Below are 14,056 nucleotides of genomic sequence, written 5' to 3'. Positions count from 1 at the left end.
TAGATGATAAATAACGAACGCATGTTGAATGAATTTCTTGAGTTGGTTCAAGTAGATTCAGAAACTAAGTACGAAACGGAAATTGCCAAGGTGTTAAAGCAGAAATTTAGAGACCTTGGTGTTGAAGTATTTGAGGATGATACAAAAGAACAAACCGGCCATGGTGCAGGCAATTTAATTTGTACGCTTCAAGCAACAAAAGAGGGAGTAGATCCAATCTATTTTACCTCTCATATGGATACAGTTGTTCCCGCTCGCGGGGTAAAACCCTCAATTAAAGATGGGTATGTTGTGACGGATGGAACGACCATTCTTGGTGCAGATGATAAGGCAGGCCTTGCTGTTATGCTGGAAACTGTGCGTGTTTTAAAAGAACAGCAAATTCCGCATGGAACGATTCAATTTATTATTACAGTTGGAGAAGAGTCAGGCTTAGTAGGGGCAAAGGTTCTGGACCCATCTCGCTTAATTGCAAAATATGGCTATGCTTTAGATAGTGATGGGAAGGTCGGGAACATCGTCGTTGCTGCGCCAACACAAGCAAAGGTATCGACCGTCATTCATGGCAAAACAGCTCATGCTGGTGTAGCACCGGAAAAAGGCGTTTCTGCCATTACAATTGCAGCTAAGGCCATTGCTAAAATGCCACTTGGACGAATTGACGAAGAAACAACAGCGAATATCGGTCGTTTCCAAGGTGGAACCCAAACGAATATTGTTTGCGACCATGTTGAGATTTTGGCTGAAGCACGCTCCCTTGTGCCAGACAAGATGGAAGCGCAAGTTGCTAAAATGAAGGAAGCTTTTGAATCCGTTGCCGAACAAATGGGTGGGAAAGCTGATGTCGATATCGATGTTATGTATCCTGGATTTAAATACGGCGAAGGCGATCTTGTCGTTGAGATTGCGCGCAAAGCTGCTGGGAAAATCGGCCGCAGTTGTGAGCTGCTAAAAAGTGGAGGCGGTAGTGACGCCAATGTGATTGCTGGTTTTGGCATTCCAACTGTTAATCTAGCTGTTGGCTATGAAGATATCCATACAACGAATGAAAAGATGCCGATTGAAGAGCTCGAAAAGCTTGGAGAAATGGTCATTGCAATTATTGAAGAAGTAGCAGCACAATAAGGAAGAGCAGAGAATCTTTAAGATGCTCTCAGATTGTCGAGAAAGTATATCTTTCTCGGCAATTTTTTATATTGGCATAATCTAAATTACCGATTTTCATAATTAAATGATGCGCACTGGTAAGTGAACCTGGTGATTTCCTCTTTGGGCACTCGCTTTCCGCGGGGAGCTCATGGGCGCTTCAAGCGCTTGTGGGGTTTCCCTTGGCTTTGCACTGAGATCACTGAGATCACTGAGACCACTGAAACAGTGAATATCCACCTAATTCCAATCAGAGATAAGTACGGCCTTATTAATTGGTTTTTTTGGGGGATTTTTGGGTAATTCGGTTTCATCTACCTTTTGAAGAGGGTATTGGCTAATTCATTACTTCAATGTGACCAACTACAATTGAAATCCGAGAACCGGTCACATTGACGGTTTCAATGTGACCAAATTGCAATTGAAATCAGAGAAACGGTACCAAGTGCATTTTCCTGATTTAGATAAACAATTGACTTTTTTTATGGTTCTACCACACATTTCTTATTACGAATTTACCTTATTTTTGACCCGTACAGATTGTGTGGGTCAATTTCCATTAAACAAACTCTGTTGATTGGAGCTGAAGGAGCGAAGACTCCTCGAAAATGAACTGCACATTTTCTCGTTCGTGGGCAAATTCAAGGTTGTAATTCAGTGTCCTGCGGGAGTACGGGGCAGGGGAGACCCCAAAGGCGCCAAAGGCGGCGAGGAGATAGAAAAGCGGAAGCGCCTTGGAGCGCAAATCAACAGCCTCTTTTCATAATAGACTATCTATTAATAATTTACGTGGCCTGTCTAGGGTTTCTCGACAGCTTGAGAGCATCTTTTTAGATGCTCTCTTTGTATTCCGTTATCCGTCACAAATTGTTCATGATTTTCACTGTTTGTTCAACCCTGCACATGGATGTTTTAAGTAAAATTAGAGTAGGTTAATCATATCTACATGGAAAGGGATGCTAAAATGTCGAAAAAGCTACTCTATATAACAGTCAATCCAAAAAAAGAAGTGCGTCTTTCTAAAGGGGCACAAATTGGTGAGGTATTTCTTGAAAGCTTCCAAAAAGAACAACCGGAAGTAGAAATTGAAAGAATGCACTTATACGATATGGATATCCCACGTATTGATATGGACCTTTTGTACGCACGTGCTAAGCTATCTTTCATGGGGTACACATTTGGCCAACTTTCAGATGCTGAAAGAGAAAAATTCACTGCGATGCATGCGCTAGCTGATCGCTTTATTGCAGCTGATTATTATGTGTTTGTTACCCCGATTTGGAACCTAGGTGCACCAGGGATTTTAAAAGAGTTTATGGATAATATGTTCCTGATAAATAAAACGTTTGTTACAACCGAAGATGGTCCAAAAGGGTTGCTTACAAATAGAAAAGCTATCCACATCCAAACACGTGGGGGAATTTACTCAACTGGACCAATGGTCGATTTTGAAATGGGCGATCAATATGTAAGAAAGGCTCTTACCTTCTTAGGAATGGATGTCATGGACACAATCGTAGCAGAAGGAATGGACCATTTCCCTAAGCAAATTCCTGAAATCATGGCAAAAGCCAAAGAACAGGCAGTAGAAGCTGCGAAAGAAATGGCAAAAGGCACCGTAACTATATAAGAACTAAACGACTCGCAGTGATGTTAAAGGGTTCGGATTTCGAATACAAAAACTAAATTAGCACACCAATTAGCAGTCCTATTCGCAACTGAATTAGACTGCTTCTTTTTTGTAGATATATATGGGGTTTAATAAAATAAACGGTAAATCCGCCCTGAATTTCGAACCCTTTTAACATGGTGTCATAAGTTTTTGTCGACATGAAAATTCGCATGCTAATTGGTAGACCAATTGGTGTGCTACAAATGATATTTAACTAGCAGGGGGTGGATGTTGATGTCTGAGAGGCAGATAAATGAAGCAGACATTCTTTCTTATCCTTAATTGAGTAACCTCTGATTGTTTAAATAAGGGGAGTTTTTCCCGTTAGCCTGCAGAATAGGGCTCGGTTCGGGGGATATTAGGGGAGTTTTTCCCGTTAAGGCAAACCAAAATGGTCCATTTTCATGTTTTTCGATTAAATAGGCGGAATCTTTCCCTCTATTTAATCTATTTTTTGTGCTATTTCCTTAATAAGGGGAATTTCTCCACTTATTTTAGTAGCTTATTTCCTGGCAATTTGGAAATCGCTGAACCGGTGCTTATCTTGGGATAAAAAATGGTTGGAGCATATGTCTCCAACCATTTTTCTTTTCTGATTTACTTGCCAAATTGCTTTTTAATTCTAGTGCGAATTACTATACGAAAAGCAATGTTAATTCGTATTTTGTATTTCAAAACAGAACCCGTTACAGTGATGCGGGTCTTTTTTATTTTTTAATGGTAAAATAACCTCGAACATATTTAGGGACGTGGTGAAAATAAACGAGATGTATCCTAAAAACGGAAAAGTGATTCTTCATGTCGATATGAATAGCTTTTATGCCTCCGTTGAAATGGCCTATGATGCTTCATTAAAGGGAAAACCGTTGGCGATTGCTGGGAATCCAGAGGAGCGGCGAGGGATTATCATCACTTGTAGCTATGAAGCCAGAAAGCTTGGGGTCAAAACGACGATGCCGCTTTGGGAAGCGAGAAAGTTATGTCCTGATTTAATCATAAAAACTCCGAACTTCGAGAGGTATCGTACAGTCTCTGCTGCGATGTTTGATTTACTCAGACAATTCTCAAGTTTAGTTGAACCCGTGTCCATTGACGAGGGCTATGTCGACATTACTGACAGTCAAGAGTTAGGTTCACCACCTCTCATTGCTGAAATGATTCAGAAGCGCATCCTTGATATGCTTGATTTACCTTGTAGTATCGGCATTGCTCCAAATAAATTTCTTGCGAAGACAGCCTCTGATATGAAGAAACCAATGGGAATTACCATTTTGAGGAAACGTGATGTTTCTAAAATCCTCTGGCCGCTAGATGTTGAAGAGATGCATGGTGTTGGCAAAAAGACAGCAGAAAAACTCAAGGGAATTGGCATTTCTACAATTGGAGACCTAGCAAAATCAAACGAAATACAGGTAAAGGCGTTGCTTGGTATTAATGGAGTAAGACTTAGAGAAAGAGCGAATGGCATAGACAAGAGGTCTGTTGATCCTGACTCGGTTTATGATTTTAAAAGTATTGGTAATTCGACGACATTACCGAGAGATATCTCCAATCAGAGAGAGTTAGTTGGGGTACTTGAAAAGCTTGCTGAACAAGTTGCAACAAGAATGAATCGGAAACAAGTCGTAGCAACCATTATTGGGATTACCATACGCTACAAAAATAGGCAAACGATTACTAGGAGCCAGAAGCTTGATAACCCAATTGCACGGAAAAATGAAATCTTTGAGGCTGCAAAGCGCTTGTTTGAACGGCATTGGGAGGGGAACCCTGTAAGGCTCCTCGGGGTCACTGCAACAGGTTTGGAGGAGCTTGATACGGCTGTCAAACAACTTGATCTGTTTTCTTATGAAAAAGAAGCAGAGAAGGAGCCGCTATTGAATACGATGTCTAAGTTGAAAGATAAATTCGGGAAAAATATTATTGGCAGTGCGAGCAGTCGGTTGAATCAGAAACCTTTACTGACTGATAAAGGTCATGGCACTAGTTTTAATAAAGATTTTCTTCAAGAAAGGAAATCAAAAGGTTTACATAAAAAAGACTAACCAAAGGGTATTTTTTTAGCGAAGAGTCAAAAAATAAGAAGAGAAGAATCATATGTTTGCAAACTTACCTTTTAACTGCTAAATTAGAGTTTGCTTATCCACTAATCGAATCGATTGTATAGAAGGGACGTAGTAGAATGGCAAAACAGCAAATTGGTGTCGTTGGGCTTGCAGTCATGGGGAAAAATCTAGCTTGGAACATGGAAAGTAAAGGGTATTCTGTGTCCGTATATAACCGTTCCCGCCAAAAGACTGACGAAATGCTAAACGAATCAGAAGGAAAGAATATTTTCGGTACTTTTTCTATTGAGGAATTCGTAAACTCTTTGGAAAAGCCACGTAAAATCATGCTGATGGTTAAAGCAGGAGCTCCAACCGATGCAACGATTGAAGAGTTAAAACCTTATTTAGATAAAGGCGATATCTTGATTGATGGAGGAAATACGCTTTTCACTGATACTCAACGAAGAAACCGAGAATTAAGCGAATTAGGGTTGCATTTTATTGGTACAGGGGTTTCTGGTGGTGAAGAAGGTGCGCTTAAAGGTCCTTCCATTATGCCTGGAGGCCAGAAAGAAGCCTACGATTTAGTTGCTCCAATTTTCAAGGATATCTCTGCAAAAGTAAATAATGAGCCATGTACGACCTATATTGGTCCTGACGGTGCAGGCCATTTCGTGAAAATGGTACATAATGGAATTGAATATGGAGATATGCAATTAATTTCCGAAGCTTATTTCTTACTTAAAAATGTTTTAGGTTTATCCGCACAAGAGCTTCATCAAGTGTTTTCTGAGTGGAATAAAGGGGAACTTGACAGTTATTTAATCGAAATTACCGCGGATATCTTCACTAAAACAGATGAAGAAACTGGAAAGCCGTTAGTTGATTTGATCTTAGATACTGCAGGTCAAAAAGGCACAGGGAAATGGACAAGTCAAAACGCATTAGACCTAGGAGTTCCACTGCCTCTGATTACAGAATCTGTGTTTGCGCGCTTTATATCAGCGTTAAAGGACGAGCGTGTCACTGCCAGTAAGATGCTCCGTGGTCCGGAATTACAACCGTTTACTGGAGATCGAGAAGCATTTATTGAATCGATTCGTAAGGCACTGTATATGAGTAAAATTTGCTCGTACGCGCAAGGCTTTGCGCAAATGAGGGCGGCATCAGATGAATTTGATTGGGATTTACGTTACGGTGATATTGCGATGATTTTCCGAGGTGGATGTATTATCAGAGCACAGTTCCTACAAAAGATTAAGGATGCTTACGATCGTGAACCTGGACTGAAAAACTTATTGTTAGATCCTTATTTTAAAGAGATTGTTGAGAGCTATCAGGGGGCATTAAGGGAAATTGTTGCCATTGCAGCTCAGCAAGGGATTCCTGTTCCTTGTACAGCGTCTGCTTTAGCATATTATGATAGCTACCGTACTGAAACTCTTCCTGCAAACCTACTACAGGCCCAACGAGACTATTTTGGCGCCCATACGTATCAACGTGTAGACAAAGAGGGAGTATTCCACACAGAGTGGTTAAAATAATCAGAAAAAGAAAAAACAGCGGACAGGCTATTCTGTCCGCTGTTTTTCTATTATGACTGAAAGCCCGGACGGCTGTCCGTCCGGATTTGTTTTAACATTTCTCAACATCTAAGTTGGTCACTGGCCACCAGAAGAATCCATCCTTCTCTAGCAGTGCGTCGGAGGCCTTTGGTCCCATTGAGCCTGATTCATAGTTAGGAAAGTTTTGCTCTTTTTCGTTTTCCCATACTTCTGAAATATTGTCGACAAAACTCCATGATAGGGCAACTTCATCCCAATGAGTAAAGTTTGTTGCATCTCCTCTAAGGCAATCATAGATTAGTTTCTCATAGGCTTCAGGCGTGTTAAGGCCATCGATTCCTTTGTTTGCATAACTTAGCTTTACTGGGGTTGAATTCATATCCTGACCAGCCTTTTTTGCGTTTAAATAGAGGGTGATGCCTTCCTCTGGCTGAATATGGATAACAAGGAGGTTGGGGCGAACCGACCCCTCTTGCCTGTTGTATAAGTCCATCGGGATATCTTTAAATTCTACGACAATCTTTGTGGTTTTTACTTCCATCCGTTTTCCGGTTCGAATGTAGAAAGGAACTCCTGCCCAGCGGAAGTTGTCAATCAGAAGCTTACCTGCAACAAATGTTTCAGTATTAGATTCTTGATCAACCATATCTTCTTCGCGGTAGCCTGGAACTTCATTCTCAGTGATGACTCCCTTACCGTACTGACCCCGGACAAAGAAGTCATTGACCTCGTTTCCTTTAATCGGTCTCAAAGCTCGGAAGACCCTTACTTTTTCAGAACGAACTTCATCCGTTGTTAAGTTAATTGGCGGCTCCATTGCTAGGAGGGAAACCATTTGAAGCATATGGTTTTGTACCATATCTCGTAACGCACCACTTTTTTCGTAGTAGCGCCCTCTCTCCTCAACACCTAGTGTTTCACTTGATGTGATTTGGATGTTTGAGATGAACCGGCTGTTCCAAAGGGGTTCAAATATGGCATTTGCAAAGCGGATGACTTCAATATTTTGGACCATTTCTTTCCCGAGATAGTGGTCAATTCGGTAAATTTCATCTTCAGTAAAGGCAGTGCGAATTTGACTATTTAATTTTTTTGCAGATTCAAGATCGTGCCCAAAAGGTTTTTCGATTACTAATCTTTTAAACCCGTGTGTATCTGTTAATCCATCCGTTTTTAAGTGCTCGGCAATGGTTCCAAAGAATTCAGGAGCCATTGCTAGATAAAACACCCTGTTTCCGTTTAGATTATAACGGCTGTCCAGCTCTTCAGCTAGGGTGTTCAAGGAAGAATAGGAATCTGAATCCGTTACATCATGAGAGTGATAGTAAAATTTTGATACAAATTCGTCTTTTTTACCGTTTACGTCTGCCTCAGAATGAACGGATTTAGCAACACTTGCTTTAAATTCTTCATTCGTTAACGACCTTCTAGCAACACCGATGACTGCAAAATCACCGAGTTTGTCCTTATCGAATAACCGATAGAGGGAAGGAAATAGTTTGCGTTTTGCCAAGTCTCCAGTTGCGCCGAAAATCATGATTAATGCTGTAGGCTTTTTATTTTGTGCCAAAGTCAAGAACCTCGCTTTTTTCTGTAATTGATATGTTATGTAAAATGTATCATACAAGTATAAAATTTTAGCTTTTTTGCTTTAAATTAGCAAACGATAAATTTAGTTTTCATCTAGTTGTTCTTATTTATCCGTTCAATTGTGTTATAGTAAAAGCATAAATTTGAGTTGTAGAAAAGAGTGCCTAGATTAAAAGGAGTTATTGAGATGGAAGTGTTTTTTTTAGGAACAGGGGCTGGAATCCCTGCAAAGCTCAGGAATGTGACGGCCATTGCTTTAAAACTTCTTGAGGAACGAGGATCTATCTGGTTATTTGATTGTGGGGAGGCTACCCAGCACCAAATTTTACATACTAGTATTAAGCCACGCAGGATTGAGAAAATCTTTATTACCCACTTGCATGGTGACCATATTTATGGTTTGCCAGGACTCTTGGCTAGTCGTTCATTTCAGGGTGGAGAATCGCCTGTTACGGTTTATGGTCCTAAAGGGCTTAAGGAATTTATTGAAGTCAGTCTGAAAGTAAGTAAAACCTATTTGAAGTACTCGCTAAACATCGTTGAAATTGAAGAAGGCATTATTTTTGATGACAATCAGTTTACTGTCGAGTCCAAGCTGTTGGAGCATGGTGTCCCATCTTTTGGGTACAGGATTGTGGAGAAGGACCGTCCTGGAACATTGCAAGTTGATAAGTTGCAGGCCTTAGGCATTCCACCAGGGCCAATTTATAAAAGAATTAAGGACGGTGAACCGGTCGTTTTACATGATGGTCGAAGGGTTGAAGCAAATGAATTTCTAGGCCATCCTCAACAAGGAAGGGTTGTAACTGTTCTTGGCGATACAAGATCATGTGATGCTGTACATTCTCTTGCAGCTGATGCTGATTTGCTCATCCATGAGGCGACCTTTTCAGGAGAGGATTCGGAGCTTGCTCATGAATATTTTCACTCAACAACGCTTCAGGCAGGGGAAGCTGCACGGAATGCGAAGGTGAAGAAACTATGTATCACCCACATTAGTTCCCGCTATAATCCGGAACTGTGGGAACATCTTGCTCAAGAGGCGAGAACGGTTTTCCCCGAGACCATCATAGCGGAAGATTTTTTAGAGGTAAATATACCCCTAAGAAAAAACACAGCAGACTAGGTTTCCTACCTTGTCTGCTGTGTTTTTTCTAGATGAAAAGACTATATAGTTTATATTCTTTTGAGATAGTTTATGGCTGTTTAGTAACTGTTAACTCTAGGGAAAGTGCCTTTCCCATTTGTTCAGAGTGTGCTGTTGCTGCTTTTATACATGAAATGAAGGCTTTTTGTACCTCGTGTTTTTGGAGCATTGAAATACCGGCTTCAGTTGTTCCTCCTGGGCTCGTAACCTCCATGCGAAGCTGTTCCGGTGATTTTTCCGAACTCGCTAGCATCGAAGCTGCACCGAGTAACGTTTGGATAAATAAATCTTTTGCCAACTTTGGCTCCAGTCCAATTTCCGCAGCACTTTTTTCCACTGCCTCTACAAGATAATAAATATAGGCAGGTCCGCTCCCAGATATCCCCGTAACGGCGTCAAGCTGTTCCTCATTTACAAAAGCTGTAAATCCAACCGTTTCAAATAGGTCTTTAGCGAGTTGCTTTTGTGATCGAGTTACTCGATCGTTCACAGCAATCGCTGTTGCGGATTGGTTGATAGCAGCCGATGTATTTGGCATCGTCCTTATGACTGCTAGTTGTTTACCAGCAGCTGCCTCAATTGTTTCGATTGACACCCCTGCCAAGACAGATATAACGAGGATTTCTTTATTAAGGAATGATTTAATCTCTCCTATAGCCGCAACAGCATCCTTAGGCTTCATCGCAAGGATGACTGCTTCGACATCTGTAAATAGTTCCTCATAATTGTAAGAGCCATTTACTCCATATGTCTTTTTTAGGTGGTCAAGTTTCTGTTGATTGTTTCGATTGGTCATCCAGATTTGTTCACGGTTGATGAGCTTATTTTCAATGATTCCAGCCATTATGGCTTCTGCCATTGAACCAGCTCCGATAAACACGAGCTTTTTCATTTGGTTTCCTCCAGAATTTTGTTGGGATAATTACTTAGTTTGCTCGAAAAACCGGAGATCTGTCAAGATGGCTAGATTAATTATTTGTTTTTTCAGAAAATATTTTGTTAAAATAATGACAGTGAACGGTTTTTTCGTTAAACTTGTTTTTGCTGATTATTCTGACGTGTATGATAAGAAAAGTCTTATGTAATTATAATAGTAAGGAGTATATTTATGGAAAAGTGGAAAAATGGAATTGCAAAATTGACAGTACCGACTCCGTTTGCGGTTGGTGATGTCCATTGTTATTTGATTAAGGGCGATAGGCTGACTCTTGTGGATGCTGGTGTCAAGACCGAGGAAGCATGGGAAGCGTTAACAGCGCAATTAGCAGAGCTTAAACTAACACCTGAGGATATTGAGCAAGTCATTTTAACTCATCATCATCCCGATCACGTTGGGCTGCTTCAATACCTTCCTACTAGGCTTGAGGTTCACGCTCATCCGTTAAATGAACGATGGTTAAAGCGGACCGAGAGCTTTTCATCGGAGCACGATGATTTCTACTCGAGGCTGTACCAACAATTTGGCGTTCCACAGGAATGTCTTGCTCCAACGATTAATGAAATGAAAAAAAATCTTCGTTATTCTAGTGAGTGTTCTCTAGCTGGTCACTTGCTTGAAAATGATGTTCCTTCTGGCCTTGAAGGGTGGAGGGTGCTTGAGACCCATGGTCATGCCCAAGGACATATCGCTCTTTGGCGTGAAGACGATGGGGTATTAATTGGTGGAGATGTATTGCTTGCCCACATCTCGCCAAATCCCTTATTAGAACCGCCTTACCCGGGAGAAACGGAACGTCCTAAACCACAGCTTCAATACAATCAAACCTTAAAGAAGCTACAAGAGTACCCAATTTCACTTGTTCATGCTGGGCATGGTCAAGACTTTACTGACACCAGGCCTTTAATAGATAACAGGCTATCTCGACAGCATGACCGAGCCATGAAGGTGAAATCTATGGTCGAAGAGAAACCGAAGACCGCTTTTGAAATTTGCCAGAATCTCTTCCCGAAAGTTTATCAGAAGGAGCTAAATTTGACGATATCAGAAACGGCTGCACAGCTAGATTATTTACTGTCTCTTGAAGAAATTGCCGTAGTAGAGGAAGGCACGACGCTCCTCTATGTTGCAAAATGAGGTGAAGTTTTTTGGTGAAGAATCGCTTGCAAGGGAAGAATATTATAATCACTGGAGCTTCTGGGGGAATAGGAGCGGAGATGGCACGTCTTGCTGCTAAGCAAGGTGCTAATCTTGTTCTTCTTGCTCGTAGCATGGATAGGCTTCAGAGTTTAAAAATAGAACTTGAACAATCATATAGAGTTTCGATTATCGTGAAAAGTCTTGATGTTGCTAACACCGAAGCTATTCGTGAAGTTTTTACTGAAGTTTTGGCTGAAATCGGCCATGTTGATATTCTTGTTAATAACGCCGGGTTTGGTGTTTTCCGCCATGCTCACGAAGCAGACTTGGACGAAATCAAGGCGATGTTTGAGGTGAATGTAATCGGATTGATGGCATGCACATCGCTAGCGCTTCCTAGCATGCGGAGGAGAGGCAGTGGGCACATTATCAATATTGCTTCACAAGCTGGTAAAATTGCAACACCAAAATCTAGTGTTTATTCGGCGACTAAACATGCTGTCCTAGGCTACACGAATAGCCTTCGCATGGAGCTTCGTGAGGTGGGTATTTTTGTCACAGCTGTCAACCCTGGACCAATTGCAACCAATTTCTTTGAAATTGCCGATGAGCAAGGTACATATGTTAAAAACATCAAAAGGTTTATGCTGCAGCCAGAATATGTGGCCGAACAGATTGTGGAGCGGATGATGACCAATACAAGGGAAATTAATTTGCCGCGTTGGATGAATGCCGGCAGCGTGATCTACGCGCTTTTTCCCCGTATGTTTGAACGTCTCGGAAAACGTGCGTTTAATCAAAAATAGGAAAGGAAAACCAGCTGGAGGTAACTAACGGGTTCTCGTAACGGTGCAATAACAAATTTCACGATAAATTAGGTGCTAAATCTCAACGATTCTAGCACTTCAATTTTTGATCTACTGTCAACATTACATTAGAAGAAATAATAAGAAGGCTTGTCCTTAATTGAATAACTAGCGAAAGTAAAATAAGCGGAGATTTTCCCGTTAATTTCAGAATGGAGCTCATTTCGGGAGATATAAGGGGAGATTCTCCCGTTATTTAAATAAAAATCCTCCATTTTCACGTTTTTCGAGTTAATAGCGGGAATTTCTCCGCTTATTTAAGCTAAATTCAATGCTTTTTACAAAATAAGCGGAATTTTTCCCTCTATTATTGTTGAGTGTCAAAGAATAACGAAAAGAGCAGGGCAACCATATTGGAATTTGCCCTGCTTTTTCTTTTGTGAATTGCTATGCTTTTTGCACTCCTCCCAACGATAAGTCAACATCGAATCGCCTCCGGCTCTTCGTGTTTCCTATATCTGTTGGAGCGCTTCAGGCCATACGCCGCTGACCAGGGCGCTTACGCTTTTCTTATTGGGTGAAATTTCCCGTTGAAACCGAACGCATATTCGCTTAATATAATGAGTATAATAACATTAGAACAAATGTTCCTTTAGAGGGGTTTGCGAGAAAACATCAGAGAGGAGTCAGAGAAATGTTTGATTACAGCAATATGCCGCAAAATCAAATTCTATGTGTGGATATGAAGAGCTTTTATGCAAGTTGCTCTGCGGTAATGCTTGGGCTTGACCCTCTGGACTGCTATCTGGCTGTTGTCGGCAACACTGACCGTTCTGGTAGTGTCGTTCTCGCTGCTTCGCCCCGATTGAAAAAAGAGTTTGGCATTAAAACGGGTTCAAGACTATTCGAAATCCCAAAAGATCCTCGGATTCAAATTGTTGATCCCAAAATGTCAACCTATTTAAGAATTTCAACTGAAATTTCTAAGGTATTCAATCGCTATGCTCCCAAGGAAGCGATTCATACTTATAGTGTGGATGAAAGCTTTATAAAAGTAGATGGAACAGCAAAGCTCTTTGGTGGAGCCCAGACGATTGCAAAAAAAATCAGGTCTGATATTGAACGAGAATTTCAGCTCCCATGTGCTGTGGGCATTGGTCCTAATATGTTGATGGCCAAACTTTGCCTTGATCTTGAAGCGAAAAAGCACGGAATTGCGGAATGGACCTATGAGGATGTCGAAAAGACGCTCTGGAAGGTGTCGCCACTACGAGAGATGTGGGGAATTGGCCGACGTGTGGAAAAAACACTAAACGGTATGGGAATATTCACAGTTGGACAGCTTGCAAGGTATGACCTTGAAAAACTAGAGAAAAAATTTGGGATTATGGGAAATCAATTGTACCACCATGCTTGGGGAATTGATTTCTCAGAAATTGGCGCTCCAATCATCGAGGGACAGATTAGCTTCGGGAAAAGTCAAATTCTTCTTCGGGATTACAAAGACAAAGAGGAAATTAAACACGTCATTCTCGAAATATGTGAGGAGGTTGCTCGTCGAGCAAGAAGTCACGGAAAAGCCGGTCGGACAGTAAGTTTTGGCATAGGGTATAGTCAGGATGAATTCGGCGGAGGTTTTCACCGTTCCAAAACAATTGAAAAACCGACCAATATTACCATGGAGCTTTATGAAGTGTGTCTCGATTTATTTTCAAAATACTACACTGGAAAGACGGTGCGGAGCATTTCAATCTCACTTGGAAACCTTACTCAAGATACTCAATTTCAACTCGATCTTTTTGATCCGGATGGTTGGAGGAGACATAAGTTAGGCTACACAATGGACCAAATTCGCGCCCGGCACGGTTCGATGGCACTGCTTCGGGCTGTTTCTTATACTGCGGCAGGCACAGCGTTACACAGAGCAAAACTAGTTGGAGGTCATAAGGGTTGACGAAGGTGCTACGCTTTTTTGAGACTTTTCAATTCATAATAGGATGGAGGG

10 protein-coding genes are annotated in these 14,056 nt (G+C 41.2%); 8 read left to right on the top strand and 2 right to left on the bottom strand.

All coding sequences use genetic code 11. From position 1 onward, the window contains the following. Positions 1-3: 3 nt before the first annotated feature. The 4 genes from LG336_RS19770 to gndA all read left to right on the top strand — a co-directional run bounded on the left by LG336_RS19770 (position 4) and on the right by gndA (position 6,410). Complete coding sequence (locus LG336_RS19770; RefSeq protein WP_404329198.1) at positions 4-1,125, top strand: M20/M25/M40 family metallo-hydrolase; 1,122 nt, start codon at positions 4-6, stop codon at positions 1,123-1,125. Positions 1,126-2,110: 985 nt separating this feature from the next. Further along, positions 2,111-2,776, top strand: coding sequence for an FMN-dependent NADH-azoreductase (locus tag LG336_RS19765; protein WP_404329197.1), 666 nt, complete (start codon positions 2,111-2,113; stop codon positions 2,774-2,776). An 800-nt stretch (positions 2,777-3,576) separates the two neighbouring features. Next, the gene (locus LG336_RS19760; protein ID WP_404333232.1) at positions 3,577-4,863 is read left to right on the top strand and encodes a DNA polymerase IV; all 1,287 of its coding nucleotides are present in this window, start codon (positions 3,577-3,579) and stop codon (positions 4,861-4,863) included. Positions 4,864-5,000: 137 nt separating this feature from the next. Then, positions 5,001-6,410 carry an NADP-dependent phosphogluconate dehydrogenase gene (gndA, locus tag LG336_RS19755; RefSeq protein WP_404329196.1) on the top strand — a complete coding sequence of 470 codons (1,410 nt, stop codon included), beginning with the start codon at positions 5,001-5,003 and terminating at the stop codon, positions 6,408-6,410. A 91-nt stretch (positions 6,411-6,501) separates the two neighbouring features. Here the strand turns inward: gndA and zwf are convergent, their stop codons facing one another. Further along, positions 6,502-7,968: a glucose-6-phosphate dehydrogenase gene (gene zwf, locus LG336_RS19750; RefSeq protein WP_404333231.1), complete on the bottom strand. Its 1,467-nt coding sequence runs from the start codon at positions 7,966-7,968 to the stop codon at positions 6,502-6,504. A gap of 240 nt (positions 7,969-8,208) precedes the next feature. Between zwf and rnz the strand changes: the two genes are divergently transcribed. Beyond that, a complete protein-coding gene (gene rnz / locus LG336_RS19745; protein ID WP_404329195.1) occupies positions 8,209-9,147 on the top strand; it encodes a ribonuclease Z in 939 nt (312 codons plus the stop codon). A 70-nt stretch (positions 9,148-9,217) separates the two neighbouring features. On the opposite strand, the gene proC is transcribed toward rnz, so the two are convergent. Further along, complete coding sequence (proC, locus tag LG336_RS19740) at positions 9,218-10,060, bottom strand: pyrroline-5-carboxylate reductase (RefSeq protein WP_404329194.1); 843 nt, start codon at positions 10,058-10,060, stop codon at positions 9,218-9,220. Positions 10,061-10,276: 216 nt separating this feature from the next. Here proC and LG336_RS19735 point away from each other — a divergent pair, with 216 nt between their 5' ends. The 3 genes from LG336_RS19735 (at position 10,277) to LG336_RS19725 (ending at position 14,005) form a co-directional block, all read left to right on the top strand. Then, positions 10,277-11,242 carry an MBL fold metallo-hydrolase gene (locus LG336_RS19735; protein ID WP_404329193.1) on the top strand — a complete coding sequence of 322 codons (966 nt, stop codon included), beginning with the start codon at positions 10,277-10,279 and terminating at the stop codon, positions 11,240-11,242. A 14-nt stretch (positions 11,243-11,256) separates the two neighbouring features. Next, the gene (locus LG336_RS19730) at positions 11,257-12,051 is read left to right on the top strand and encodes an SDR family NAD(P)-dependent oxidoreductase (protein ID WP_404329192.1); all 795 of its coding nucleotides are present in this window, start codon (positions 11,257-11,259) and stop codon (positions 12,049-12,051) included. Positions 12,052-12,745: 694 nt separating this feature from the next. Then, positions 12,746-14,005 carry a DNA polymerase thumb domain-containing protein gene (locus LG336_RS19725; protein WP_404329191.1) on the top strand — a complete coding sequence of 420 codons (1,260 nt, stop codon included), beginning with the start codon at positions 12,746-12,748 and terminating at the stop codon, positions 14,003-14,005. Positions 14,006-14,056: the final 51 nt, after the last annotated feature.

The organism is Mesobacillus maritimus, assembly GCF_044803185.1.
Lineage (GTDB): Bacteria > Bacillota > Bacilli > Bacillales > Cytobacillaceae > Mesobacillus_B > Mesobacillus_B maritimus_B.
This window is presented reverse-complemented; position numbering and strand designations above follow the sequence as displayed.